General features: G+C 68.5%; 23 protein-coding genes. 16 read left to right on the top strand and 7 right to left on the bottom strand.

What is annotated here, in order from left to right; all coding sequences use genetic code 11:
- Window positions 1-18 precede the first annotated feature (18 nt).
- Together ACQHIV_RS26715 and ACQHIV_RS26710 are read left to right on the top strand one after the other, a co-directional pair.
- Entirely contained in the window at window positions 19-576 is a 558-nt protein-coding gene (locus tag ACQHIV_RS26715; protein ID WP_427886205.1) for a TetR/AcrR family transcriptional regulator, read from the top strand.
- On the top strand, window positions 573-1,442 hold the full coding sequence (locus ACQHIV_RS26710; RefSeq protein ID WP_427886203.1) for an LLM class F420-dependent oxidoreductase: 870 nt from the start codon (window positions 573-575) through the stop codon (window positions 1,440-1,442). The genes ACQHIV_RS26715 and ACQHIV_RS26710 overlap by 4 nt, the downstream gene beginning before the upstream one ends.
- Here the strand turns inward: ACQHIV_RS26710 and ACQHIV_RS26705 are convergent.
- Window positions 1,422-2,426 (bottom strand): LacI family DNA-binding transcriptional regulator, encoded by a 1,005-nt coding sequence (locus ACQHIV_RS26705; RefSeq protein WP_427886201.1) that lies wholly within the window; start codon window positions 2,424-2,426, stop codon window positions 1,422-1,424. The genes ACQHIV_RS26710 and ACQHIV_RS26705 overlap by 21 nt on opposite strands.
- 139 nt (window positions 2,427-2,565) lie before the next feature.
- Between ACQHIV_RS26705 and ACQHIV_RS26700 the strand changes: the two genes are divergently transcribed.
- The 13 genes from ACQHIV_RS26700 (at window position 2,566) to ACQHIV_RS26640 (ending at window position 17,881) form a co-directional block, all read left to right on the top strand.
- Entirely contained in the window at window positions 2,566-3,867 is a 1,302-nt protein-coding gene (locus ACQHIV_RS26700) for an extracellular solute-binding protein (RefSeq protein ID WP_427886199.1), read from the top strand.
- A 5-nt stretch (window positions 3,868-3,872) separates the two neighbouring features.
- Window positions 3,873-4,808: a carbohydrate ABC transporter permease gene (locus tag ACQHIV_RS26695; protein ID WP_427886197.1), complete on the top strand. Its 936-nt coding sequence runs from the start codon at window positions 3,873-3,875 to the stop codon at window positions 4,806-4,808.
- Window positions 4,805-5,620, top strand: a complete 816-nt coding sequence (locus tag ACQHIV_RS26690; protein WP_427886196.1) for a carbohydrate ABC transporter permease — start codon at window positions 4,805-4,807, stop codon at window positions 5,618-5,620. Before ACQHIV_RS26695 ends, ACQHIV_RS26690 begins: the two co-directional genes overlap by 4 nt.
- The gene (locus tag ACQHIV_RS26685) at window positions 5,617-7,080 is read left to right on the top strand and encodes a hypothetical protein (RefSeq protein WP_427886194.1); all 1,464 of its coding nucleotides are present in this window, start codon (window positions 5,617-5,619) and stop codon (window positions 7,078-7,080) included. The genes ACQHIV_RS26690 and ACQHIV_RS26685 overlap by 4 nt, the downstream gene beginning before the upstream one ends.
- Window positions 7,077-9,110: an alpha-amylase family protein gene (locus tag ACQHIV_RS26680; RefSeq protein WP_427886192.1), complete on the top strand. Its 2,034-nt coding sequence runs from the start codon at window positions 7,077-7,079 to the stop codon at window positions 9,108-9,110. Before ACQHIV_RS26685 ends, ACQHIV_RS26680 begins: the two co-directional genes overlap by 4 nt.
- A gap of 10 nt (window positions 9,111-9,120) precedes the next feature.
- Window positions 9,121-10,686, top strand: coding sequence for a malate synthase A (aceB, locus tag ACQHIV_RS26675; RefSeq protein WP_427886190.1), 1,566 nt, complete (start codon window positions 9,121-9,123; stop codon window positions 10,684-10,686).
- A gap of 106 nt (window positions 10,687-10,792) precedes the next feature.
- Complete coding sequence (locus ACQHIV_RS26670) at window positions 10,793-12,568, top strand: peptide ABC transporter substrate-binding protein (protein ID WP_427886188.1); 1,776 nt, start codon at window positions 10,793-10,795, stop codon at window positions 12,566-12,568.
- Window positions 12,569-12,570: 2 nt separating this feature from the next.
- Window positions 12,571-13,548, top strand: coding sequence for an ABC transporter permease (locus tag ACQHIV_RS26665; protein WP_427886186.1), 978 nt, complete (start codon window positions 12,571-12,573; stop codon window positions 13,546-13,548).
- Window positions 13,535-14,401 carry an ABC transporter permease gene (locus ACQHIV_RS26660; protein WP_427886184.1) on the top strand — a complete coding sequence of 289 codons (867 nt, stop codon included), beginning with the start codon at window positions 13,535-13,537 and terminating at the stop codon, window positions 14,399-14,401. Before ACQHIV_RS26665 ends, ACQHIV_RS26660 begins: the two co-directional genes overlap by 14 nt.
- Window positions 14,398-15,363: an ABC transporter ATP-binding protein gene (locus ACQHIV_RS26655; protein WP_427886182.1), complete on the top strand. Its 966-nt coding sequence runs from the start codon at window positions 14,398-14,400 to the stop codon at window positions 15,361-15,363. The genes ACQHIV_RS26660 and ACQHIV_RS26655 overlap by 4 nt, the downstream gene beginning before the upstream one ends.
- Window positions 15,356-16,135 carry an ATP-binding cassette domain-containing protein gene (locus ACQHIV_RS26650; RefSeq protein ID WP_427886180.1) on the top strand — a complete coding sequence of 260 codons (780 nt, stop codon included), beginning with the start codon at window positions 15,356-15,358 and terminating at the stop codon, window positions 16,133-16,135. Before ACQHIV_RS26655 ends, ACQHIV_RS26650 begins: the two co-directional genes overlap by 8 nt.
- Before the next feature lie 13 nt (window positions 16,136-16,148).
- On the top strand, window positions 16,149-17,123 hold the full coding sequence (locus ACQHIV_RS26645; protein WP_427886179.1) for a phosphotransferase: 975 nt from the start codon (window positions 16,149-16,151) through the stop codon (window positions 17,121-17,123).
- Entirely contained in the window at window positions 17,120-17,881 is a 762-nt protein-coding gene (locus ACQHIV_RS26640) for a hypothetical protein (protein ID WP_427886177.1), read from the top strand. Before ACQHIV_RS26645 ends, ACQHIV_RS26640 begins: the two co-directional genes overlap by 4 nt.
- Here ACQHIV_RS26640 and ACQHIV_RS26635 read toward each other — a convergent pair.
- The 6 genes from ACQHIV_RS26635 to ACQHIV_RS26610 form a co-directional block, all read right to left on the bottom strand.
- A complete protein-coding gene (locus tag ACQHIV_RS26635) occupies window positions 17,819-18,970 on the bottom strand; it encodes a DegT/DnrJ/EryC1/StrS family aminotransferase (protein ID WP_427886175.1) in 1,152 nt (383 codons plus the stop codon). The genes ACQHIV_RS26640 and ACQHIV_RS26635 overlap by 63 nt on opposite strands.
- The gene (locus ACQHIV_RS26630) at window positions 18,952-20,697 is read right to left on the bottom strand and encodes a hypothetical protein (RefSeq protein WP_427886173.1); all 1,746 of its coding nucleotides are present in this window, start codon (window positions 20,695-20,697) and stop codon (window positions 18,952-18,954) included. Before ACQHIV_RS26630 ends, ACQHIV_RS26635 begins: the two co-directional genes overlap by 19 nt.
- Before the next feature lie 70 nt (window positions 20,698-20,767).
- The gene (locus ACQHIV_RS26625; protein WP_427886172.1) at window positions 20,768-22,072 is read right to left on the bottom strand and encodes a hypothetical protein; all 1,305 of its coding nucleotides are present in this window, start codon (window positions 22,070-22,072) and stop codon (window positions 20,768-20,770) included.
- A 1-nt stretch (window position 22,073) separates the two neighbouring features.
- On the bottom strand, window positions 22,074-22,442 hold the full coding sequence (locus ACQHIV_RS26620; RefSeq protein ID WP_427886170.1) for a cupin domain-containing protein: 369 nt from the start codon (window positions 22,440-22,442) through the stop codon (window positions 22,074-22,076).
- A 4-nt stretch (window positions 22,443-22,446) separates the two neighbouring features.
- On the bottom strand, window positions 22,447-23,202 hold the full coding sequence (locus tag ACQHIV_RS26615; RefSeq protein ID WP_427886169.1) for a S1 family peptidase: 756 nt from the start codon (window positions 23,200-23,202) through the stop codon (window positions 22,447-22,449).
- Between the two features lie 9 nt (window positions 23,203-23,211).
- Window positions 23,212-25,332: a bifunctional polysaccharide deacetylase/glycosyltransferase family 2 protein gene (locus ACQHIV_RS26610; protein WP_427886167.1), complete on the bottom strand. Its 2,121-nt coding sequence runs from the start codon at window positions 25,330-25,332 to the stop codon at window positions 23,212-23,214.
- A gap of 12 nt (window positions 25,333-25,344) precedes the next feature.
- Between ACQHIV_RS26610 and ACQHIV_RS26605 the strand changes: the two genes are divergently transcribed.
- Window positions 25,345-25,728 carry a hypothetical protein gene (locus ACQHIV_RS26605; protein WP_427886166.1) on the top strand — a complete coding sequence of 128 codons (384 nt, stop codon included), beginning with the start codon at window positions 25,345-25,347 and terminating at the stop codon, window positions 25,726-25,728.
- Window positions 25,729-25,811 lie beyond the last annotated feature (83 nt).

Raw genomic sequence — 25,811 nt, 5'->3', positions numbered from 1 at the left:
TCTTAGTACAGTGGCCGGGTGGAGACGGTCGAGCGGTTGATTCGCAGTACGCAGGAGCTGTTGTGGGAGCGCGGGTACGTCGGGACCTCGCCGAAGGCGGTGCAGCGGCTGGCGGACGCCGGGCAGGGGAGCATGTACCACCACTTCACCGGCAAGGCCGAGCTGGCGAAGGTGGCGATCGAGCGGTCCGGCGCCGAACTGCGGGAGGCCGCCGAGGAGCAGCTGGGGAGCGACGGTACGGCGGGATCGCGGATCGAGGGCTATCTGACCCGCGAGCGCGACGTCCTCAAGGGGTGCCGGATCGGGCGGCTCGCGGCGGACCCGGAGGTGGTGGCGGATCCGGTACTGCGGGAACCGGTCGCGGAGACGTTCGCGTGGCTGCGGCAGCGGCTGGCGGAGGTGGTTGCCGAGGGCAAGCGTACCGGTGAGTACCCGGAGTCGCTCGACCCGGAGCGGACCGCCGCGACGATCGCCGCCGTACTGCAGGGTGGGTACGTACTCGCCCGCGCGGCCGATGCGCGCGAGCCGTTCGACCTGGCCGTCAGGGGACTGATCGACCTGCTGGAGGCGAAATGAAGATCGGCGCGGTGTTCCCGCAGCTCGAGATCGGGGCGGATCCGGCGGTCGTCCGCGAGTGGACGACGACGGTCGAGGCGGCCGGGTACCACCATGTGCTCGCGTACGACCACGTGCTCGGCGCGGATCCGGCGAACCGGCCGGGCTGGACCGGATACACCGACAAGTCTTTGTTCCACGAGGTATTCGTGCTGTTCGGCTATCTGGCCGCGATCACCACGACGCTCGAACTCGTCACCGGTGTGCTCGTGCTGCCGCAGCGCCAGACCGCGCTGGTCGCGAAGCAGGCGGCCGAGGTCGACGTACTGAGCGGCGGCCGGCTGCGGCTCGGCGTCGGGATCGGCTGGAACCAGGTCGAGTACGACGCTCTCGGCGTACCGTTCGAGAAACGCGGCGCCCGGCTCACCGCACAGGTCGAGCTGCTCCGCAAGCTCTGGGCGGACCCGGTCATCTCGTACGACGGGGCGTTCGACCACGTCGTCGAAGCCGGGCTGAATCCGCTGCCCGGGCGGGAGATCCCGATCTGGTTCGGCGGCGGGGCGGACGCCGTACTGCGGCGTACCGGGCGGATCGGCGACGGGTGGATGCCGCAGTCCGCGCCGGACGAGACCGCGCGCCGGCAGCTCGCGGTGATCCGGCAGGCGGCCGAGGACGCCGGGCGCGACCCGGGGCGGGTCGGCATCGAGGCGCGGTTGAGCCTCGGCGCCGTCCCCGAGCAGGAGTGGCGCGCGTACGCCGACGGCTGGCGCGACCTGGGCGCCACCCACCTGTGCGTGAACACGATGAACCTGGGACTGTCCCGGCCGGAAGAGCACGCCCAGGTGCTGCGGGAGGTGCTCCCGAAGCTAGTGACTGTTCGCGGTTGAGCCGCGGATGGCCAGTGGGCACGGCAGCGTGATGACCTCGGTCGGGCGGTCCGGGTCGGCGATCCGGTCGCGGAGCAGCTGGATGCCGGTCTCGACGATGCTGTGCACCGGCTGCTCGACCGACGTCAGGTCGAACGCCTCCCAGGCGGCCATCTCGGTGTTGTCGAAGCCGATCACCCAGACGTCGTCGGGGACGCGAGCGCCCACGGCCCGGGCGCCGTCGAGGATGCCGAACGCGAGCAGGTCCGTGACGGTGTAGATCGCCGTCGGCGGCTTCTTCCGGGACAGCAGCTTCACCGCGGCGGCGTGGCCGGCGGAGTGCGGGACGTCCACCGAGACCACGTTGCCCGGCTTGATTTTCACGCCGGCGTCGGCCAGCGCGGCCCGGAAGCCGAGGTCGCGGTCGCGGGACGTGTTCCCGGTGGGGGCCAGCGTCACCAGGCCGATGTCGGTGTGCCCGTGGTCGACCAGGTACCGGCCGGCGTCGTAGGCGCCCTGGTAGTTGTCGCCGACGACCTGGTCGCAGTCCAGCCCGTCGATCCCGCGGTGCAGCAGCACCGTCGGCGTCCCGGACGCGAGCGCCATCGCGTGCAACGTCGAGTCGTACGTCGCCGACGTCAGCAGGAACCCGTCGACCAGCCGCTGCTGCAGGACCTCGGCGACAGCTTCCTCCGGGTCGTGCTCGATGTTCCAGAGGATCATGTGCTGACCCATCGAGCTCAGCACCCGGCCGATCTCGTCCAGGAGCTCTGCGTGGAACGGGCTGGTCACCCGGGTCATGAAGACGCCGATGGTGTCGGTGCGCCCGGTCTTCATCGCCCGGGCCAGTGCGTTCGGCTTGTAGTTCGCGTCCTTCAGCACCTGCAGCACCCGCGCGCGGGTCTCCGCGTTGACCTTCGGGTTGTTGGTCAGCACCCGCGAGACGGTCGCCTGCGAGACGCCCGCCAGGCGGGCGAGATCGCGGCTCGTCGGTGGTCGTGACATCTGCGCCTCCCCTCGTTCCAGGATGTGAACCCTACTCAAGAGTCTCCGCCCGAGCCGTTGACCACGCCCAAACCGCTGTGTATACGTATTCAATGTCTGAGTGTATACGTATTCATCCCCTCGTGGATGGGAGATTCCGGTGCAGACACAATCCCCAGACCTGAACCGCCGCAGGTTTCTCGCCGGACTGACGGGACTCACAGCTGCCGGCTTCCTGGCCGGCTGTGGTGGCAACGGCAACGCAAGCAGCGGTGGCAAGAAAGGCCTGACCTTCCTGAACTGGGAGCAGGTCAAGGGCAACCCGTTGGAGCAGGCGATCCAGGCGTTCGAGAAGCAGTCCGGAACGCAGGTGACGATCCAGCCCGCGGTCACCCAGGAGTACGACACCAAGATGCGCACCCTGATCGCCGGCGGCAGTCCGCCGGACGTGATGCGCATCAACGACGACTTCGTCCGCGGCTTCTCCGAGCAGGGCGCGCTGCTCGACCTGCAGCCGTACATCGACAAGGACAAGCTGGACACGTCGCAGTTCGCCAAGGAGACGTTCGACTTCCCGAAGCAACCCGACGGTTCGCACACGGCGTGGGTCCTCGGGTACGAGCCGCGGCTGATCTTCTACAACGCCGACCTGTTCAAGGCCGCCGGCGTACCGCTGCCACCGACCACCTGGTCGTCGGACGGCTGGACCTGGTCCGACTTCGAGGCAGCGGCGAAGAAGCTCACCGACCCGGCCAAGCAGCAGTACGGCGCGCTCGTCTACCTGGACACCGGCTACGAGCAGACGTTCACGGTGAACCATGGCAGCCAGACGGGCATCTTCTCCAAGGACGGCACCCAGTTCACGCTGTCCGACCAGAAGGAGTCCGAGGCGCTGCAGTGGGCGACGGACCTGACCTGCAAGGACAAGGTGCAGCCCCCGTGGTCCGCGCTGCAGCAGGACAACGTGCAGAACCAGATGTTCGCGCAGGGCAAGATCGCGATGATGTTCGCGACCTTCGGCACCGTGCCGTACCTGCGGCAGACCATCAAGGACTTCACCTGGGACGTCGCTCCGCCGCCTGGTGACGTGGAGCAGAAGACCGAGTCCAGCGTGATCGTGTTCTGCGTCCCGAAGAAGGCGAAGAACCCGGACGCGGCCTGGGACCTGCTGAAATACCTGGCCAGTGAGGACGGCGGGAAGATCCTGCTCCAGGGCGGCGCGTTCACGCCGATCAACCTGAAGGCCGCGGCCGAGCTGGCGCCGAACGGGAAGGCACCCGAGCACATCGGGCTGTTCGCCGAGGCGGCGAAGCACCTGACCGCGACCAACCAGACCAAGAACACGATCGGCGCGCGCGAGCTGTACCGGCCCGCGCTGGACACGGCCTACAACTGCGAGAAGCTGGTCGCCGACGTGCTCCAGCAGATCAAGCCGCAGGTGGAGAACGCCTTGAAGGGTTGATGTCGATGGCAACCATCACGATGGCACGCGACCCCGCCCGCACGGTCGCGCAGGCCGACATCCGGCGGGCGCGGCGGAAGCGGAACCTCACCGGCTGGCTGTTCATCAGCCCGATCGTGGTCGGCGTGCTGGCGTTCCAGTTCTTCCCGATCCTGGTCTCGATGGTCGCGTCGCTGACCGACTGGAACGGCATCGCGGCACCGAAGTTCGTCGGGCTGAAGAACTTCACCGAGATGTTCACCGACGACCCGCTGTTCCTGCAGACGTTCAAGAACACGGTGTACTTCACGGTCGCGAGCATCCCGCTGACGATCGGGATCGGCCTGGTGCTGGCGCTGCTGTGCGCCCGGCCGATCAAGGGCGTGGCCTTCTTCCGGACGGCGTACTTCGCGCCGTACGTGACGAACGTGGTCGCGATCGGCTTCGTCTGGTTCTGGTTCTTCCAGCCGGGCAACGGCGTGATCAACGGACTGCTGCACCAGGTCGGGATCGACGGCCCGCAATGGCTGTCGAGCTCGGCCTGGGCGATGCCCGCGGTCATCGTCGTCAGCGTCTGGCAGGGCATCGGCTACCCGATGATCATCCTGCTCGCCGGCCTGCAGGGGCTGCCGGCCGACCTGTTCGAGTCCGGGAAGCTCGACGGCGCCGGCGCCTGGCAACGGCTGCGGTACATCACGCTGCCGCTGCTGACCCCGCACTTCCTGTTCCTGCTGATCACCCAGTTCATCTCGACGTTCCAGGTCTTCGGCCTGATCTACGTGATGACCAAGGGCGGGCCGGGGCACGCCACCAGCGTCTACATCTACAACATCTACCAGAACGCGTTCAGCTACGGGAAGGTCGGCTACGCCTCGGCGATGTCGTGGGTCCTGTTCGTGGTGATCGCGGCCGTCACCTACCTGCAGTGGAAGCTGCAGAAGAGGTGGGTGTTCTACACATGAGACTCGTCTCCAAGACCTCGCAGTACGTCGTCATGGCGCTGTTCGCGGTCGTGTTCCTGGCCCCGCTGGTCTGGATGATCAGCGCGTCGCTGCGGCCCGAGGCGAAGGTGCTCAGCGTGCCGCCGAAGTTCCTGCCGACCGACGCGCACTGGGACAACTACCGGCAGGTGTTCGAGCTGATCCCGGTGTTCCTCTGGAACAGCGTGAAGCTCGCCGGGCTGAACGTGGTCGGCATCCTGATCGTGGCGTCGATGGCCGGCTTCGCGTTCGCGCGGCTGAAGTTCGCCGGCCGGGACATCGCGTTCATGGTGCTGCTCGGTACGTCGATCATCCCGGGCATCGCGTACCTGATCCCGCAGTACATCGTGTTCCAGCACATCGGCTGGGTGGACACGCAGTACCCGCTGTGGGTGCCGAAGGTGCTGACGCCGGTGTTCGCGACGTTCCTGATGCGGCAGTCGTTCATGACGATCCCGCAAGAGCTCGAGGACGCCGGCAAGATCGACGGTGCGTCGACGTTCGGCATCTACTGGCGGATCATGCTGCCGCAGACCAAGCCGGCCCTGGCCGCGATCGGGGTGTTCACGTTCCTCGAGTCGTGGAACGACCTGTTCGGGCCGCTGATCTACATCACGTCCGAGAACCTGCAGACGCTGCCGGTGGCGCTCGCCCAGTTCCAGGGCGAGTACTTCACCCAGATCAGTCTGCTGATGTGCGGTGCGACGGTCTCCGTCGTACCGGTGATCGTCGTCTTCCTCTTTGCCCAGCGCTATTTCATCCAAGGCATCACGATGACAGGAATGAAGGGGTGAGCATCGTGCCCGAACGGGTCGTTGCCATGCAGATCGGAGCCATCTCGTTCGTCGACGAAGGCGTCGACCGGACACTCGACATCCTGGCCGAACGCGGCGCGGTGAACGCGCTGTTCCTGGCCACGCCGACCTGGACCCGGGGGACCGGCGGCCGGCAGATCCCGGGTCACCCGCTGCCGGACCACGGCGGGCAGGAGTACGACCTCGGCTGGGTCGGCGGGAACTACGCGACCCCGCATCCGCAGTACTACGGGAACACCGTGCTGGGCGCGGCCGGGGACGCGCCGGAGAACCCGGAGTTCGACCTGCTGGGCGACGTGATCCCGAAGGCTCGCGAGCGCGGCATGCAGTCGTTCGCGTGGATGGAGGAGAGCGGCGGCGCCCGCCAGTTGCGGACGTACCCGAACTTCGCGAAGGTGCTCGAGGTCGACGCCTGGGGCCGGCCCGGGCGGCGGCCGTGCTTCAACAACCCGGACTACCGCAACTGGCACCTCGGGTTCGTCGAGGACTACGTGCAGAGCTACGAGCTGGACGGGCTCGCCTGGTGCTCGGAGCGGCCCGGTCCGCTCAACCTGCTGATGCAGAGTACGCCGGACGTGGCCGAGGTCGGCTGCTTCTGCTCGCACTGCAGGGCGATCGCGCGGGAGCGCGGGATCGACGTGAACCGGGCGATGCAGGGCTACCGCGCGCTCGTCGACTGGAACCAGCGGGTCGGCGCCGGCGAGCGGCCGGTGGACGGCGCATTCGTGACGTTCTGGCGGATCCTGCTGAACTTCCCCGAAGTACTGGCCTGGCAGACGTTGTGGACGGAGAGCCAGCGGCAGCTGTACCGGGACATCTACGGCGTGACGAAGGCGATCTCCCCCGAGGTGCAGGTCGGCTGGCACGTCTACCACAACATCTCGTTCAGCCCGTTCTATCGCGCCGACCAGGACTACGCCGAGATGGCGAAGTTCTCGGACTTCATCAAGGTCGTGATCTACAACAACTGCGCCGGTCCGCGGTTCTTCACCTGGGTGAAGAGCATCTGCGGCGCGCTGTTCGCGGACGCCGACCCGGAGGACGTGTACCCGTTGATGATGAAGCTGCTGCAGCTCGACGAAGGTGACTACGAGAAGCTGCCGCAGGCCGGTTTCACCGCGGAGTACGTACGGCGGGAGACCGCGCGGGCCGTCGCCGGGGTCGGCGGGCAGAGCCGGATCTACCCGGGCATCGACATCGACATCCCGGTCGGGGTCGCGAAGCAGCGCGGGCTGGAGTCGCCGCGGGACCTCGGCAGCAAGATCAACTGGGACGACAACGAGGGCGAGCTGACCCGGTGTACGCGCGAGTCGGTGCGGGACGCGACGCTGGCGGCGTTCGCGGGCGGCGCGGAAGGCGTCGTACTGAGTCGCAAGTACTCGGAGATGCTGCTGGAGAACCTCTCCGGCGCGGGTGACGCGGTCCGGGGATTGTCGTGAAGCCCTGGTACCAAAGGACTTTCCGCTGGGCCCAGACGAACCTCACCGAGAAGGACCCGGCGCGGTACGACGCCGACTGGTGGCGCGCGCAGTGGCGCCGGACCAAGGTGCAGGGCGTGATCGTCAACGCCGGCGGGATCGTCGCGTACTACCCGAGCAAGTTCGAGCTGCAGCACCGCGCGGAGTACCTCGGCGACCGCGACCTGTACGGCGAGATCGTCGGCCTGGCGCGCGCGGACGGGCTGACCGTCCTGGCGCGGATGGACTCGAACCGGGCGCATCAACCGCTGTACGACGCGCACCCGGACTGGTTCGCGATCGATGCCGACGGCAACCCGTACCGGGCCGGCGACCTGTACGTCGCCTGTGTGACCGGGCCGTACTATCGGGAGTTCCTGACCGGGATCCTCGAGGAGATCATCGAGCGGACCGCGCCGGACGGGCTGACCGACAACAGCTGGAGCGGCCTCGGGCGGGACTCGATCTGCTACTGCCCGAACTGCCGGGACAGCTTCGGTCAGGACCTGCCGGAAACGGTCGACTGGTCGGATCCGACGTACAAGCAGTGGATCCGGTGGAGCTACCAGCAGCGGCTCGCGGTGTGGGACCTGAACAACTCCGTGACGACGAAGGCGGGCGGCCCGGACTGCCTGTGGATCGGCATGAACGGTGGGGACGTCGTTGCCCAGAGCAAGCGATTGCGGGACGACGTGGAGATCTGCAAGCGGGCGCGGATCTTCCTGCTGGACTCGCAGTGGCGGCACGACGAGTCCGGGTTCCAGGCGAACGCGGACACCGGCAAGCGGCTGCACGGGCTGCTCGGGTGGGACACGCTGATCCCGGAGAGTACGGCGATGTACGACGCGGGGACGCCGACGTTCCGGCTCGGGAGCAAGCCGGAGCCGGAGGCGCGGATGTGGGCGCTCGAGGGCTGGGCCGGCGGGATCCAGCCGTGGTGGCACCACATCGGGTCGGTGCACGAGGACCGGCGGCAGTACGCGACCGCGGAGCCGTTGTTCGCCTGGCACGAGGCGCACGAGGAGTTCCTGGTCGATCGTGAGCCTGTTGCCACGGTCGGGTTGTTCTGGAGCCAGTTGAGCGTGGACTTCCACGGGAAGGACGAGCCGGTCGAGGTCAGTCAGCTGCCGTACCGCGGGTGGGCGGATGCGCTGATCAGGGCGCGGGTCCCGTACTTGCCTACGCAGGTGGTGGATGAGCGGTTCGAGGTGCTCATCGTGCCCAACGTCGGCGTGCTGACCGACGAGCAGTGCGCCCAACTGGAGGCGTACGTCGCGGCTGGAGGAAGACTCGTCGTGACGGGGGAATCGGGGCTTTACGACGAGTGGGGCGATCGGCGGGACCGTTGGACAGTGGGTGAGCTGCTGGGGGTCCGGCACCAGGGCAAGCGTTGGGGTGACGGATCGGTGGGCGACTGGGAGACGTACGACTCGCACAGCTACCTGCGCATCGAGGACCGGGAGGTGTTCGCGGGCGACACCGACGTACTGCCGTTCGGCGGGCAGCTGGAGGTGGTGCAGACCGACGCGCGGAAAGCGCTCACCTGGATTCCGCCGTTCCCGATCTACCCGCCGGAGAAGTCCTGGATGGCGGAGCCGCGGACCGGCGTACCGGCGCTGGTGCTCGGCGAGCGGACGGCGTACCTGGCGGCCGACGTCGACCGGCTGTACGCGAAGCACCACCATCCGGACCACGGCCGGCTGCTGGCCAACCTGGTACACCACGACGGCATCCCGCTGCGCGTCGACGGTCCCGGCGTACTGGATTGCCAGCTCTACCGGCAGGGTGACCGGCACATCCTGCACCTGGTCAACCTCGACCAGGGCGGCGCCTGGCGCGGGCGTCTGCAGGAGCTGACGCCTGCGGGTCCGTTCGCGGTGTCGCTCAGAGTGAGCGCCTCCCGGGCCCGGCTGCTCGTCTCACAGCAGGAGGCGGAGGTGCAGCAGCGCGACGGCTGGATTACCGTGTTGGTATACCGGATAACGGATCACGAAATCGTAGTTCTGAGTTAAGGAGCCCCTAGTGTCAGTCGACGTCACCGGCCCGCTGCACGAGCGGTACGACGAGATCCTCAGCGAACGGGCGCTCGGCCTGATCGAGACGCTGCACCGCGCGTACGACGCCCGCCGGCGGGAGCTGCTCGGCAAGCGCGCGGAACGGATCGCCGCCATCGCGGCCGGGACGGAGCTGGGGTTCCGGCCGGACACGAAAGCTATTCGCGACGACCCGGAGTGGCGGGTCGCGCCGCCCGCTCCGGGGATCGTCGACCGCCGGGTCGAGATCACCGGGCCGACCGACCGGAAGATGACGATCAACGCGCTGAACTCCGGCGCCAAGGTCTGGCTGGCCGACCAGGAGGACGCGAACACGCCGACCTGGGAGAACGTCGTCGGCGGCCAGCTGAACCTGCTGGACGCGATCACCCGGAAGATCGACTTCAGCACCGGCGGCAAGAGCTACAGCCTGAAGCCGGACGACGAGCTCGCGACGATCGTCGTCCGGCCGCGCGGCTGGCACCTGCCGGAGAAGCACATCCTGGTGGACGGATCGCCCACCTCGGGATCGCTGGTGGACTTCGCGCTGTACTTCGCGGCCTGCGCGCAGTTGCAGCTCGACCGCGGCCAAGGCCCGTACTTCTACCTGCCGAAGATGGAGTCGCACCTCGAGGCGCGGCTGTGGAACGACGTGTTCGTCACCGCGCAGGAGGCGCTCGGGATCCCGCGCGGCACGATCCGGGCGACCGTACTGATCGAGACCTACCCGGCGGCGTTCGAGATGGAGGAGATCCTCTACGAGCTCCGCGAGCACTCGGCCGGCCTGAACGCGGGCCGCTGGGACTACATGTTCAGCGTGATCAAGACGCACCGGACCAGCGGCAAGGCGTTCCAGCTGCCGGACCGGAACAGTGTGACGATGACCGTGCCGTTCATGCGCGCGTACACCGAGCTGCTGGTGCGGACCTGCCACAAGCGCGGTGCGCACGCGATCGGTGGTATGGCGGCGTTCATCCCGAGCAAGGACCCGGCGGTGAACGAGCAGGCGTTCGCGAAGGTGGAGGCGGACAAGACCCGCGAGGCCGGCGACGGCTTCGACGGTTCCTGGGTCGCGCACCCGGGCATGGTCGACACCTGCCGCGCCGTGTTCGACTCGGTCCTCGGTGACCGCCCGAACCAGATCGACAAGCTCCGCGAGGACGTCACGGTGACGGCCGCGCAGCTGCTCGACGTCGCCGCCACGCCGGGCGAGGTGACCGAGGCCGGCCTGCGCAACAACGTCAGCGTCGCGCTGCAGTACCTCGCGGTCTGGCTCGACGGAACCGGTGCGGTCGGCATCTTCAACCTGATGGAGGACGCGGCGACCGCGGAGATCTCCCGGTCGCAGATCTGGCAGTGGCGGCGCAACCAGGTCACGTTGGACACCGGCGACACGGTCAGTACCGAGCTGGTCGAGCGGATCGCCGACGAGGAGATCGCGAAGCTCGGCGACCCGGCCCGGTACGCCGCCGCCCGGTCGCTGTTCCTCGAGGTGGCGCTGGCCGACGAGTACGTCGACTTCCTGACGCTGCCGGCGTACGAGCGCTTCAGCTGAAATAATTACGGTAATGGCCGTAAAGCGTTGACTCCGACGCTTTACGGCCCTACGGTCGCGCCATAAGTCGAGTTCAGGACGCCAGAAAGGCGGCACTTCCTTGGCTATGCGCGCCCATCCCCCGGTTGGTCAGACCCGCCGTGACTTCCTCCGGCTGTCCGGTCTGACGATGGCCGCGATCGGCGGCAGCTGGTCGTTGACCGGCTGCGGGCTGTTCGGTGACGACAGCAAGGCTCCCGACGGGCAGTCGACGCTGACGATCGACTACGTTCCGGTCGAAGTGCTGGATCCGCAGGTGATCACCAACGGCATGTGGATCCTCAGTCGCGGGATCTCCGAGGGCCTGGTCACCCAGAACGAGAAGGGCGACGCGGTCGTCCCCGGCGTCGCGAGCGAGTGGAAGATCTCCGACGACCACCTCACGTACACCTTCACGCTGCGCGACAACGCCCAGTGGTCGGACGGCAAACCGGTTGTCGCGCAGGACTTCGAGCGGACGTACAAGCGGCTGTTCACCCCGGCGGGCGGCTCGGCCGGCGGTACGACGCTCGGCGCGAACAGCTACCAGACCGCCACCGGGATCAAGGGCGCGCAGGACTTCCTGTCCGGCGTACTGACCGACTGGACCAAGGTCGGCGTGCACGCGAACGGGGACCACGAGCTTGTCCTCACGCTCGCGAACCCGAACCCGGACTTCCTGCTCGCGCTCACCCATCCGGCGATGCTGCCGCTGCCGATGGACCTCGTCGAGAGCAAGCCGAAGGACTGGCAGAACCCGCCGAACTACGTGTCCAACGGGCCGTACACGGTGACCGAATGGGTCGCGAACTCGCGGCTGATCCTGGCACCGAACGAGAAGTACTGGGACCGCGGCACCGTGAAGCTCGGCCGGATCCAGGTCAACCTCGTCGAGCCGAGCGCGGCCGCGACCGCCACCGTGCCGTACGAGAACGGCGAGACCGACCTCGTGCAGCTCGCCGGTCCCGACGTACTACGGTTCCAGAAGAGCTCGACGTTGTCGAAGGAACTCAAGCAGACCGAGAACTACAGCATCCTGTACCTCGCGAAGCTCCGCAGCCAGAACAAGGCGATGGACGACGTGCGCGTCCGCAAGGCGCTGTCGCTGGCGCTGGACCGGAAGACGTTGGCCGGCGTGCAGCCAGGTCAGCAGCCGGGCGTTTCGCTGGTGACCAGCCGGACGAACGGCTGGGACGACAGCATCGCGATCAAGGAGGATGTCGGCGAGGCGAAGCAGTTGCTCGCGCAGGCCGGCTACCCGAACGGTCAGGGGCTGCCGCCGATCCGGTTGCTGGTCGGCGTACCGGACACGACGCTCGCGGACGCGATCGTGGACAGCTGGACGAAGCAGCTCGGGATCAAGGCACTCGTCGACCATGTCGAGGCCGGCGTCTACACCGAGCGGCGGTGGCAGGTGCAGAAGGGCGACTACATCGGCTTCTACTACGGCACGTTCGCCGGGCTGCCGACGTGGCCGACGATGGTCGGGTCGCTGTGGTCGCCGCAGAACGTGCAGGAGATCAGCCTGCCGAGCGACCAGTGGCAGAAGTACCAGGCGGTGCAGGACGACAAGAACCTGACGCCCGCTGCCAAAACCGCACAGCTGAAGGCGATCCGGACCGGGTTCGCGGCCAAGCCCGCGCTGGAGATCGGCACGCTGGTCGACCAGGCCGCGGCTGAGGCCGACGACGCTAAGCGGCTGGCCTTGTACAAGCAGGCGGCCAAGCTGCGTGAGGAGCAGTACCTGTACCTGCCTGTGCTTTGGCAGAGCCTGTTCCATGCGGTCAAGCCGAAGGTGCACGGCCTGCAGTTGCGGGCGTACCCGGACTACTTCTACCTCAAGCCGCTCAGCGTGGTGAGCTGACCGTGCGGCTCGCCGTCTACATCGGCAAGCGCCTCGTCCGGCTGGTCCTCTCACTGATCGCGGTCTCGATCCTGACGTTCACCCTGCTGCAGCTCGCACCCGGCAACTTCGCGGACCTGCAGCGGGTGAACAGCGGCGCCACCAACCTCGGCGGCGTCGGGACCGAGTCGATGGTCGGCGAGCTCGAGTCCCGGTACGGCGCGGACGTGCCGGCCTGGAAGCAGTACCTGATTTTCATGAAGGGCGCGGTGCACTGGGACTTCGGGCCGTCGTACAAGTACGCCAGCCGGAACGTGCAGGACATCATCGCCGAGGCGTTCCCGATCTCGGCCACGCTCGCGGTGCTGGCGGTCCTGCTCGCGCTGCTGATCGCCGTACCGGTCGGGGTGTTCGCGGCGCTGCGGCAGAACTCCAAGTCCGACCACTCGACGATGTTCGTGGTCACGCTCGGGCACGCGTTGCCGAGCTATCTCACCGCGGCGTTCATGATCCTGCTGTTCTCGGCCACGCTGAAGCTGCTGCCGTCCGGCGGCTGGAACGGGCCGAAGGACCTGGTCCTTCCAGTGCTCGCGTTGAGCCTCGGCCCGGCGGCGGTGCTCGCGCGGTACGTGCGATCGAGCATGCTGGAGACGTTGCGCGAGGAGTACATCACGGCGGCGCTCGCGAAGGGCGGACCACGGCGTACCGTCATCGTCCGGCACGCGCTGCGGAACTCGCTGATCCCCCTCGTGACGGTGGCCGGCCCACTGCTGGCGGCGTTGATGACCGGGACCGTGTTCGTCGAGGCTCTGCTGCGGATCCCGGGGCTCGGGCTGTACTTCGCCAACGCCGCCGCCAGCCGGGACATGCCGCTGCTGATGGGTACGGCGTTGTTCTTCGCGCTGATCCTGATGGTGACGAACCTGGTCGTGGACCTGGCGTACGGGCTCCTCGATCCCCGAATCCGTGCTGCCGGAGGTGGTCCCGTTGACGGCGACTGAGGTTGCCCGCGGGCCGTGGGCGCGGGCCTGGTCGCGGTTCCGCAAGCATCGGCTGGCGTTCTGCAGTCTCGTGTTCTGCGCGTTCCTGATCCTGGTCGCGATCGCCGCGCCGCTGATCGCGCCGTACGGCTATGAGGAGACCGACATCCAGCACAAGCTGGCCGGGCCGGGCTCCGCGGGGCATCTGCTCGGGACCGACCTGCTCGGCCGCGACATTCTCAGCCGGCTGATCTATGGGCTGCAGACCGCGTTGACCGTGGCGTTCGGCGCCGAGTTGACGGCGCTCGTGTTCGCGTTGGCGATCGGGCTGCTCGCGGGATACCTCGGCGGGCGGGTCGAGCAGGTGCTGATGGCGTTCACCGACGTGATGTACGCGTTCCCGAGCTATCTGTTCGCGGTCGTGATGGTGACCGTGCTCGGGCGCAGCATCTTCGCGCTGGTGGTCGCGATCGGGATCGCCTCCTGGGTCACGCAGGCCCGGCTGGTGCGGGCGCAGGTGCTGACGCTGAAGCAGCGCGAGTACGTCGAGGCGGCCCGGTCGATGGGCGCGAACGGCACCACGATCGCGATCCGGTACATCCTGCCGAACGCGATCGGGCCGATCCTGGTCACGACGAGCTTCGCGATCCCGGCCGCGATCGCCGCGGAGGCGGGGCTCGCGCTGCTCGGGCTCGGCGTACAGCCGCCGACGCCGTCGTGGGGCGCGATGATCAGCGACGGCAGCCGGTACCTGCTGGCCGCGCCGCATCTGCTGGTCGCGCCGGCGGTGCTGTTCGCGCTGACGCTGCTGGCATTCACGTGGATCGGCGACGGCGTACGGGACGCGTTCGACGCGAGTGGGGAGCAGCGATGAGCCTGTTGTCGGTCCGGGAGCTGCGTACGACGTTCCGCCGCGACGACGGTGAACCGCTGACCGCCGTCGACGGCGTCTCGTTCGACGTCGAGCGGGGCCAGGCGCTGGCGGTCGTCGGAGAGAGCGGGAGCGGCAAGAGCGTGACGATGCGCAGCGTGCTGGGCATTCTGCCGCGCACCGCACGGGCCTCAGGTCAGGCGATGTACGGCGACCGGGATCTGCTCGCGCTCGGGGACAAGGAGCTGCGCCGGATCCGCGGCCGGGACATCGCGATGGTGTTCCAGAGCGCGATGGAGGCGATGAACCCGACGCTGACGCTGGAGCGGCAGCTCACCGAACACCTGATCTGGCACGGCCTGTGCACGAAGGCCGAAGCCCGCAAGCGCGCGATCCGGGCACTCGGCGACGTCGGCATCCCGGACCCCGAGAAGCGGATCCGCACGTACCCGTTCCAGCTGTCCGGCGGGATGCGGCAACGCGCGATGATCGCGATGGCGATGGTGACCGAACCCGCGCTGCTGATCGCGGACGAGCCGACCACCGCGGTCGACGTAACCGTGCAACGCCAGATCCTCGACCTGCTGGCGGGGCTGAAGGAGCGCGGCACCGGGATCGTGATGATCACCCACGACCTCGGCGTCGCGCGGTACTTCTGCGACGACGCCGTCGTGATGTACGCCGGCCGCGTCGTCGAACGCGCGCCGATGGGGGCGCTGCTCGACGATCCGCGGCATCCGTACAGCGTCGGCCTGCTCGGGTCGGGCGTCGAGGTCGGCGGACGCGACCTGCCGTTGCGGCCGATCCCGGGCAGCCCGCCCGATCTGTCCCGGCGGCCGGAAGGCTGCCCGTTCCATCCGCGCTGCCCGCGGGCCGAGCTGCCGCGGTGTGAGACCGAACAGGAAACGCTGACGATCGGGCCCGCCCGGGATGCCGCCTGCTGGAAGGTGACCGCCGATGTCTGAGCCGTTGATCCGCGCCACATCAGTGACGAAGGTGTTCAAGACCCGGGCCGGCGAGGTGCGGGCCGTCGACGACGTGTCGCTGAGTGTGAACCGCGGCGAGACAGTCGGGCTGGTCGGGGAGAGCGGCAGCGGGAAGTCGACGATGGCGCGGCTGATGATGGGGCTGCAGACGCCGACCTCGGGGCGCGTCTCGTTCGACGGGCACGACCTCGGGACGTTGCCGGAGCGCGAGCTGCGGGTGCTGCGGCCGCGGATGCAGATGGTGTTCCAGAACCCGTACGGGTCGTTGCTGCCGCATTTCAGTGCCCTTGGCAACGTGATGGAGCCGTTGCGGCTGCACGACCGTGGCTCCAAGGAGTCTCGGCGTACGTCGGCGTTGGAACTGCTGGAGCTGGTGGGGATCAACCCGCATCATGCGGAGCTGTATCCGCGGCAGTTCTCGGGTGGACAGCAGCAGCGGATCGCGATCGCGCGGGCGTTGGCGCTCGAACCCGAGTTGCTGGTGTGTGATGAGCCTACGTCGTCGTTGGATGTGTCGATCCAGGCGCAGATCCTGGAGTTGTTCACCGATCTGCGGGAGCGGTTGGGACTCGCGTTTCTCTTCATCTCGCACAACCTGGCGGTGGTGGAACGGCTTGCTGATCGGGTGGCGGTGATGAACAAGGGCCGGCTGGTCGAGGAGAGCGCTACGGAGGAGCTGTTCCGGGAGCCTCGGGATCCTTATACGCAACAGCTTCTCGCCGCTGTTCTCCCGATTCGCCAGGAGAGCTGAGAGACTGCTTGGTGTGTATACGCCGACTGCACGGGAAATCTCGCTCGCCTTCGACCTGGACTCGTCCGACGAGTTGGTCCATGTGCGGCGCGGGGACAACGATGCGTGGCGGTTGGGCTCGTACTTTCTGAAGGGGTACTTTCCGTCGACGGGTGGCCAGTTCAACGGCGACGGGCTGATCGATCAGCTGACGGTCGCGATGGCGTTCGAGCAGCTCGCGCTCGACGCCGAGGTGGACATGCCGACGCCGGTGCGGCCGGTGGATCCGTACCTCGGCTGGCTGGTGCGGATCGAGGACCGGTTGCTCCGCGTCCACCGCTGGGTCGAGCATGATCCTGCGCCTGTGGACGTCTCGGCCTGGCTCGGTCGCACGATGCTGCAGATCCACCAGTTGCAGCCGCTCGGCGAGGCCCCGCTACCCCGCTGGTGGCGCGACTCGGTCCGCTCACCCTCAACCTGGGAAACCTGGCTGGCGAAGTCCGACGGCATGCCCTGGGCCGCGTCGTACGCCGAGGCCCTCCCACACCTGCTGTCCGCCGCCGAACGCGTCACCACCATGTGCGACTCGGTCCCCGACCTGGTGACGACCCACGGCGACTTCAAGCCCCACAACATCGTCACCTCACCGTCGGGCCCGGTCCTCGTCGACTGGGACAGCGTCCGCACCGACAGCGCCGCCCTCGAAGCAGCCCGCGTCGCCTACATCTTCGGCGCCGGCAACCCCGACCGCACCGCCGCCGTCCTCACCACCTACACCGGCGACCTCACCTGGCCCGGCGAACACCTCTTCCTCAGCGTCACCAGAAACCACCTCCAAGTCCTCGGCGACCACCTCCAGGCAGCCCTCGGCGAAAGTCCCCCAGCCCGCTGGATGGGCAACCCCACAACCATCCACAAAGCCATCACCACCACCCTCCAATCCCTCCCCACCCACCTCACCGAACTCCAGAAGCTGGCAGCTGCAGTCGCAGGACGCTACGTCAGGTGACCACGCGAGGCCTGCACTTCACGAGAGCGTTCTTCGAGCTGCAGGCCTTCTGGGTCGGGCGTGTCGTCGAACTGGCGCACATCGATCGACTGACCGCATGGCTTGACTGGACCAGCATGTCCGCGTTGGTGGACTCCGATGGATGGCACGCGATAGACAGCGCGGTCCACAACGGTGATCCGGCCCAAGCGGCGTACCGGTCATGGCTTGCTCTGCGAGCGGCTTTGGGTACGTCGCAGCATGGTTGCTTCTGGTACGAGGTCGAAGACGAAGGCCAGCAGATCCGGCTGCATTTCGCGAACCGCGAAGGCCCGGGTGCACTGGAGCCGGGTCGACGAGCTGTTCGTCGTGCGGAACTGGCCAGTGCGTTGGCTGATGCTTGGAGGGTCGCGCCCCAGGCCGAGCGCCTCCGTGGTGGTTCGTGGCTGTATCACCTCGCCGGCTATCGCGCGCTCTTCCCGCCGAACTTCCTGGCGGGAGCGAGCGAGGCTGACTCTCGTGGCGAGGTCGGGCAGTTGGCGCTGTGGGGACAGTTCGTCAGAGGCGACGGTGGGTTGTACCTACCTCGCACGGAGCAGTTCGTCAGAGCCTGCGAGCAAGCCACGCAGGTCGACGACCTCGTCGCGGCCTTCCCGCTGGCGAAGCTCGACGTGGTCGGCTCCGTCGACGACGTTCTCGACTGGGTCAAGCTAGCTTCACCGGGGCAGGGCGTTGGTGATGGCGGTGGCGAGGGATTGGGTTTGGGTGGGGGTGGCTAGGAGGTAGGGCTGGGGGAGCCAGAGGGTTTCTTGGGAGAGGGTGTCGGCGTTGGGGCAGGGGGGGTGGGGGTAGGGCTGGCCCAGGCGGTTGGTGATGGCGGTGGCTTCTTGGAGTACTGCGGTGTTGCGGTGGAGGGGGACGTAGCCGGGGGAGGCTTTGTCGAAGCCGGAGGCTGTGAGGGACTTGAGTACGGCGTCGCGGTGGTTGGGGATGCGGAGCATGAAGAGGTGGCGGCCATGGGCGGTGATCGCGGGGTCTTCGGGAGCCAGGTGGACGCCCTCTACGGTCGACAGGGCGTCCGTCAGGTGGCGGGCGTTGCGTTCGCGGAGGGCTTGCAGTTCGGGGTGGCGGCGGAGTTGGACGCGGAGTACGGCGGCCTGGAACTCGGTCAGGCGGAGGTTGTAGCCGACCGACTCGTGCTGGTACCAGCCGCCGCCCGGCACCCGGCCCACGTTGACCAGTGAGTAGACGGCACCGGCGAGTTCCGCGGAGTCGGTGAGTACGACGCCGCCCTCGCCGGCCGTGATGTTCTTGCTGCTCTGGAAGCTGAACGTGCCGAGGTCCCCGATCGCCCCGACCGGCCGGCCCTTGTACGCCGCCCCGTGCGCCTGCGCCGCGTCCTCGACGATCGTCAGCCCGTGCCGTTCCCCGAGCGCCGTGAACGCGTCGAGGTCCGCCGGCCGTCCGGCGAGGTGGACGACGACGATCGCCTTCGTCCGTTCGGTGATCGCCGCCTCCGCGGCCGCCGGGTCGAGCAGGTGCGTGTCCGGGTCCACGTCCGCGAACACCGGCACCGCCCCGACGAACAGCGCCGCCGACGCGGTCGCGATGAACGTGTACGGCGGCACGATCACCTCGTCGCCGATCCCGACCCCGGCCGCCCGGAGCGCCACCGCGATCGCGAGCGTCCCGTTGGCCAGGCAGATCGCGTGTCCGGCCTGCTGGTACGCCGCGAACTCCCGCTCGAAGGTGGCGACGGTGTCCCCGCTGGTGCTGCCCCACTTGCCCGAGTTCAGCACCTCGAGCAGCGCCTTGGCTTCCTCGTCGTCGTACCGCGGCCACTCCGGCATCATGGCGTGATCACCCATCTGTTGTCTCCGGCAACGATATCCGCGGTCAGCTCGACGAAGATGCGGCCGTACCGCTGCACGGCCCGCGCCGATCCCTCGCCCTCCTTGACGATCGGGTCCCGACTGGCATCCGGTACGGCGAGCAGCACCGCCGCTCCCGGCATCGCCTCGGCCGCCTGCGCGGCGATCGTGAACCCGTCCGGATGCGGATCGATCGACAGCGTGACGCCGCGCCGGCTCCGCTCCCAGGTGTTGAGTTGACCCGCGGTCCACCACGGCATCCCGCGCCGTCGCGCCTCCGCGGCCAAGTCGATGCACGCGGCGCGGGTCGGCGGGCGCCAGCGCAGGTGCGGCCCGTGGAACAGGAAGTGCGCGACACCGTGCACCGCCTCTGCGCCGTCCAGGATCACGTCGCGGACGGCGGCATGCCCGGCCCAGGCGAGATCCTGCGTGTGCAGCGGCAGGTTGAGGACGTCGTACAGCCGGTTGCCCTCAGCAACCGGTCCCATCGGGAACGTCAGATGTGCGGTGCCGAAGGTGAATCCCACATCCCCTTGTTTACTGGGCCCGCGGGACTCGTCGATCTGGATGCCAACCCGCTCGCACCACGAGTAGAACTCGGTCCACCCTTCCCAGCGGGTGTAGTGGTTCTTGTTCGAGACGATCTGCTCGGTCCCGGTGACGGCCTGCGCCCACGCGTACTGCGCGCGCAGTTGCGGCCAGCCCCACACCACGAGGTCCGCGTCGCCCATCGCGTTGTAATGCAGGGCGTTCTCGTGCCCGGCGGCGGTGATCTCCACGTGTAGATCCGGGGAGTACCCGCCCGGGAACAGGTGGCACCACGTCACCTTCACGTCGGCCTCGGCGAACGCGTCGAGCGCGGCCTGCCCTTCCTCTTCGACGTTCCCGTCCGAGTCGTGTGACATGTGCGCGACCGCGTCCACCCCGGACGGCCAGTACCAGAGCCACGGCACCGCGGCCCCGGTCTGCGCGGCACTCCACCACAGGCTCTGCGCGAACAGCGCGCACCACCAGTCCGCCTGCGGCTGGTCGAACATCGGTACGGCGCTCGGCGGTGGATACGTATGCACGAACCCGTCAACCAGAGCGGGCTCGCCCGGCGGCATCGCCCGGTCGTGCTCGAAGCTGAGCGTCATCCCGTCCTCGCACTTGAGGATCCCGTCGTCGATCGGTGCCGTACCGTCCGCGGCGGGCGCGCCGTCCGCGGTCACGGCGTACCCCTGCCGGATGCGGACGATCGTCTGCCACAGGTCGACGCCGTACGTCAGCACGAGGCCCGCGCCCAACCGCCGAAGCGTGACCGCGGCCGTGTCGTCCTGCCATCGCGCAATCACCTCGGCGTCGGCGACCAGCAGTCGTCCACCGATCGCGTGCAGCCCCCGCGGCGGCCCGTACGACCAGACCGACTCATCTACACGTGTCACCTGACCATCGGGTACGGCGACGTACGCCGAGACGCCCGCGAGTGTGCACAACGAGCCCGGATCTCCGACGACGATCAGCGCGCCGCCGGCCCGAACCCAGGCCTCGATCCGATCGGTAGGACCGGGGGCAGCGACGACCAGTACCGAGACGTCGTCCGGAATGTCGTCAGGGGAGACCACCGCGTACGGCAGCCGGAGTTGGCCGAGGATCTCGTCCAGGTAGACCCACCAGGCGTCCTGACCCGCCTGGTGAGCCTGCTCGGTTGCCACCCGGTTGTCCACCACCGCGATTGCTGGCATGCCGACCACCCTGCCTCAGCAGCAGAGCTTCGGCAAGGCCCGAATAGCAGTTATGGATGTCCGTAATAACTCAGCGCGGGAGTTTCTCGACCAGCAGCTGGAACGGCCGCGGCGGCCGGCCGAGCTTGTTCGAGCGGGGTGGCGGCATCGGCCAGGCGAGGCCTTCGTCAACGAGCGTGGTCAGCGTCCGGCGGGCGGTCCGCAGCGTGACACCGAGCAGTTCGGCGACCTTCTCCGCATCCACGACTCGCTCGGTGTCGTTCGCCTTCTCCAGCTGTTCGGCCAGTGTGGCGAGGATCTGCAGCGCCCGCGAGTCGCCCGGCACCGGGCGTTCCGCGGCCCGGGTGCGTTCGCCCGGGATCTGCAGCACGAACCCGTGCGGCCCGACCACGAACGCCGTACCGCCGCCGGCTGCCTTGTCGACCGCGGACTGGGCGTTCACCTCGGCCTCGCGGGTCGACGTACCGAGGCCGATGCCGACCTCGAGCCGGATCCCCAGCTCCTCGGAGATCCGGTCCAGGAACGGCGCCATCGACAGGTTGTCGGTGGCCAGCCGCAGCGAGCCCATCGTGGTGACGATCAGGAAGCTGTGCTCGTCGCGTGGCACCACCGCGGCGTCCATCGGCCGGGCGTCGCGGAGCAGTTCGCGGTGCAGCGACAGCCGCAGCTCCTGGTACCAGTACGCGCTCGCGCTGGCGTGTGCCGGCAGCGAGGCCGCAGGCACCCGGACGATCATCGTGACGATCCGGGACTCCTCCAGCTTGGCGCCCCCGCCCATCAGGATCGCGGTGGTCAGCGCCTGCCGGATCGTCATCGAGGACGGCGTCATCCGCAGCGTCGGTACGCCGGCCTTCCGGAGCGCGACGTCGACGGTCGGCACCGTGGTCACCGCCCCGGTGGTCCGGCCGCGCTCGTGCAGCATGCGGTGGAAGTCGAGGAACTCCTCGGCCGACTCCGGCCCGGCGTACTCCTTCAGCCGGACCCCGGCGACGCTCAGCCCGATCTCCTCGTAGACGTGCTTGAGGTCCCGGCGAGCCATCGTGTCGACGCTGATCCGGGCCGGGTCGAAGACCTTCTCCAGTACGCCGCGGAGCAACGCCGAGAACAGTGCGGGCCCGCCGCTCGGGACGTACGTCGCCGGCACCGGCAGCCCGCCCGCGACTGCCACGTCGTACGGCAACGGCCCCGCGAACAGGAAGACGTCGACCCGGGAAGCGATCCGCGCGGCCTGCTCGTGTGCGGCGTGCTCGTCGGCGTACACCGCGGTGACCAGCCGCAGCGCCGGGTTGTCCAACTCCCGGGCCAGGTTGACGATCCGGGGCACGATCTGGTCGGCGCCGACGACGCCGACGGTGACCTGTTCGTGGGTCGGCATGTCAGCGGGGCGCGTCGACGTTCACGGTCGGGATGCCGCCGCCGGCCCGCGCGATGATCGCCAGCGAGGGCTCGGCGCCGGGGTTGCTCTCCCGGTGCACGGTGAACGCAGGTACGTGCACGAAGTCGCCGGCCACCGCGTCCAGGTACTCGTCGGAGCCTTCGAACTCCAGCCGGAGCACCCCGGACACGATGTACAGGCTGCTCTCGTTCTTGTCGTGGTGGTGCCAGCCGGAGGTGATACCGGGCTGGGTGATCACCTGCCCGGCCCACAGGATCGGGAGCTCGAACGCCCGCATCCGGAGCATGCCGGACGTCGGGTCGGCGGCGACCAGGTCACCGGCCTTGATCACGCGAACGGGGTCGGACATGCCTTCAGTGTTGCAGCAATGCCTCGGCCACGGGTGCGATCTCGGCGTAGACGCCAGGGTCGCCCGGCTGCGCGCAGCCCTGCCCCCACGACACGACCCCGAGCAGGCGCCCGTTGAGTACAAGCGGTCCGCCTGAGTCGCCCTGGCACGCGTCCGTACCGCCCTTGAGATAACCGGCGCACACGTTGGTGGCTGCGGCGTACCCGTTGGCCACGTAGCTCTTGTTCGCCAGGCACGTCTTGTCGCCCAGGTCCGGTACGGCGGCCTTCTGCAATGTCTCGTCCGGCCCGGTGTCCTGCGTGTCGCCCCAGCCGTAAACGGTCGGTACGGCGCCTGCCGCGTCCGCACGGGCCCGTGTCTCGAGCGGCAGTACCGGTACGCCGGTGAACGGCTTGGCCAGGGTCAGTACGGCGACGTCGTACCGGTTGTTCTTCGTGTTGTAGCCCGGGTGGATCCACACCTTGCTGATCGCGGACACCCGTCCGGACAAGCTGTCACCCAGGTCGGCGCGACCCTGTACGGCGTAGTACGTCGAGGTCGCCTCGTCCATGCAGTGCGCGGCCGTGACGATCTTGTCGGGCTTGATCAGCGTCGCACCGCAGTACCGGCCGCTGGACGACTCGGACTGCGTGGTGTTGAGCGCGATCGCCCACGGTGCCTCGCTGACACTCGTCACCGTGCCACCAACGATGCACGGCTTGGCGCCGGCCGTGAGGGTCAGCAGTCCAGCAACGACGAGTACGCCCCGTGAGAGTCTCATCGCTTTAGGTTAGCGAACGACTGGAGCCTGCAGGCTGCCGTACCTCTCCATGCGTTGCCAGCGGAGTCTGGTACCGGCCAGCGCGGTGAAGACGGACTGGATCACCACGAGGTACATGAGCTGCCGGTAGACGAACTGCTGCAACGGCAGCGTCCACAGCGGCCCAGGCCGCTCCCCGTCCAACCGGAACGCGTAGAACCCCATCACCAGCTGCAGGAGCACGAAGCCGGCCCAAACGCCGAGCACACGCACCGGGTTGAGGAAGATCAGGCCGTAGATCGCGAACACGTCCACCACCGGCGCCAGCAACGGCAGCAGTACCTGGAACAGCATCAGGTAGGTCAGACCGCGCCGGCCGAACTTACCGGCCCGCCCGCGCTGCACCATCGCCCCGCGGTGCTTCCACATCGCCTGGAGCGTCCCGTAGCACCAGCGGTACCGCTGCCGCCAAAGAGCGCCCATGGAGGCCGGTGCCTCGGTCCAGGCCACCGCACTCTCCTCGTAGACCACCCGCCACCCGTCACGGCACAACGCCATGGTCAGGTCGGTGTCCTCCGCCAGCGTCACGTCGCTGAGCCCGCCGATGCGTTCCAGCGCCGTACGCCGGAACGCGCCGACCGCGCCGGGCACCGTCGGCATGCACTCGGCGAGGTCGAACAGCCGGCGGTCCAGGTTGAAGCCGATCACGTACTCGATGTGCTGCCAGCGGCCGATCAGCCCGCCGCGGTTGCCGACCTTCGCGTTGCCGGACACCGCGCCGACGGCAGGGTGGCCGAACGGCTGGATGAGCTTGCGGATCGCGTCCGGCTCGAACACGGTGTCGCCGTCGACCATCACGATCAGCTCGCACCGGGCCGCCTTCAGCCCGGTGTTCAGCGCGACGGGCTTGCCCGCGTTCTCCTGCCGGATCACCCGTACGCCGGGGATCCGCAGCGCCTCGACGATGTCCGCCGTACCGTCGGTCGAGCCGTCGTCGACGACGATCACCTCCAGCGGATGGTCGGACGCGACCAGCGAGCGGATCGCGGCCTCGATCCCGGCGCTCTCGTTGTACGCCGGAACGATTACGCTGACCGGCTCCGTCACCGGCGGCCCGTAGATCCAGCCGCGCATCCGGGCGTGCCGGCGGGCGGCGACGACCGTGGCGATCGCCCGCAGCACGCTGAGCGCGCCCGCGGCGTACAGCAGCCAGCCGATGACGCTCAGGACCCAGTCGCTGATCCGCATCACCCAGATGACCGCAAGGCCGCGCCCGCGGTCCAGCAGCCCGGCCTTGTGCGTCGGGTCCGGCAGGCCGACGGCTTCGCTCACGGTCGCGAAACGGAAGCCACGTGCCTTCAGTCGCGGCAGGAGCTTGTTGAGAGCCTCCACAGTCTCGCTGCGGTCACCACCGGCGTCGTGCATCAGTAACACCTGCCCGGCTGTGCTGCGGGGCATCGAGTTGGCGATCACCTGGTCCGTACCGGGCCGCCGCCAGTCCTCACTGTCCTGACTGGTCAGTACGGCGAGGTACCCGGCGTCGCGCACCTGCCGGAGCGCCTTCCAGTCCAGGTCGGTCAGTGCGCTCGGCTCAGACGAGTACGGCGGCCGGATGAGCGTCGTGGTGACGCCTGTGGCGCCGGCCAGGATCAGCTGGCTCTGCTTGAGCTCAAGCGAGCGCCGCCACGGGGCCGCAGTCGACAGGTTCGCGTGCGTGAACGTGTGCACGGCGATCTGGTGACCCTCGGCGACTATCCGGCGGGCCAGGTCCGGATGCTTGGCGACCGCGGTCCCGACGACGAAGAACGTCGCGTGCACGCCCTGTGCGCGCAGCACGTCCAGGATCTTCGGCGTCCAGACCGGGTCCGGGCCGTCGTCGAACGTGATCGCGATCGTCCGGGCGTGCGGCGCGACCGACCGCGGCGTACCGTCGCCCGCGTCGATCACCGGACCGCCCTTGACGATCTGAGGTGGCACAGTCCCGGACCCGCCGACCGGCTGGACCGCTCCGTCGGGTGCTGTGCCGAACATGTGGTTCGTGTAGCCGTTCAGCAGCAGCATGGTCGACAGGCAGACCAGCAGCATGGTCAGCACGATCCAGTGCGTCCGGAGCGGAACCTGCTTCGCTCGGCGCGCGACCGGCCGGCTCACGGGGTGGGCGTCTTGGTCTTACCGGGCGGTGCGGTCGGCTTCTTGCCGTGCGTCGTGGTCGTTGTGGCGGTCGGCGCCGGCGTCGTCGGGGCCGTCGTGGTCGGCGTCGCCGTCGGCGCCGTGGTACCCGGCGGGGCGGTGGTGGTGGTCGTGGTCGGCGGTACGGCGGTCGGCGGCACGATCGTCGTACCGACCGTCGGCACCGTCGTCGTACCGGTCGTCGGCGCGGTGGTCGAGCCGGACGTCGGTGCCGAGGTGGGTGCGGTGCTGCTGTTCGTCGACGGAGCGGGTGTCGACGAGCTGCTCGACTGCTGGGACGGGCCGCTGCCGGGGGTGGACGAACCGGTCGTCGGCAGCGGGGTCTGGATCGCGGCCTCGACGGCCGGCGTCTTCTGATGCTTGGCCTTGGCGGGCTCGGGCAGCGGAATCAGCGGCGTGTCCATGCGCGGCCCGCCGAGCAGACTACTGGTCATGAGCAC

Source organism: Kribbella polygonati (assembly GCF_050320105.1).
Classification (GTDB): domain Bacteria; phylum Actinomycetota; class Actinomycetes; order Propionibacteriales; family Kribbellaceae; genus Kribbella.
This window is presented reverse-complemented; position numbering and strand designations above follow the sequence as displayed.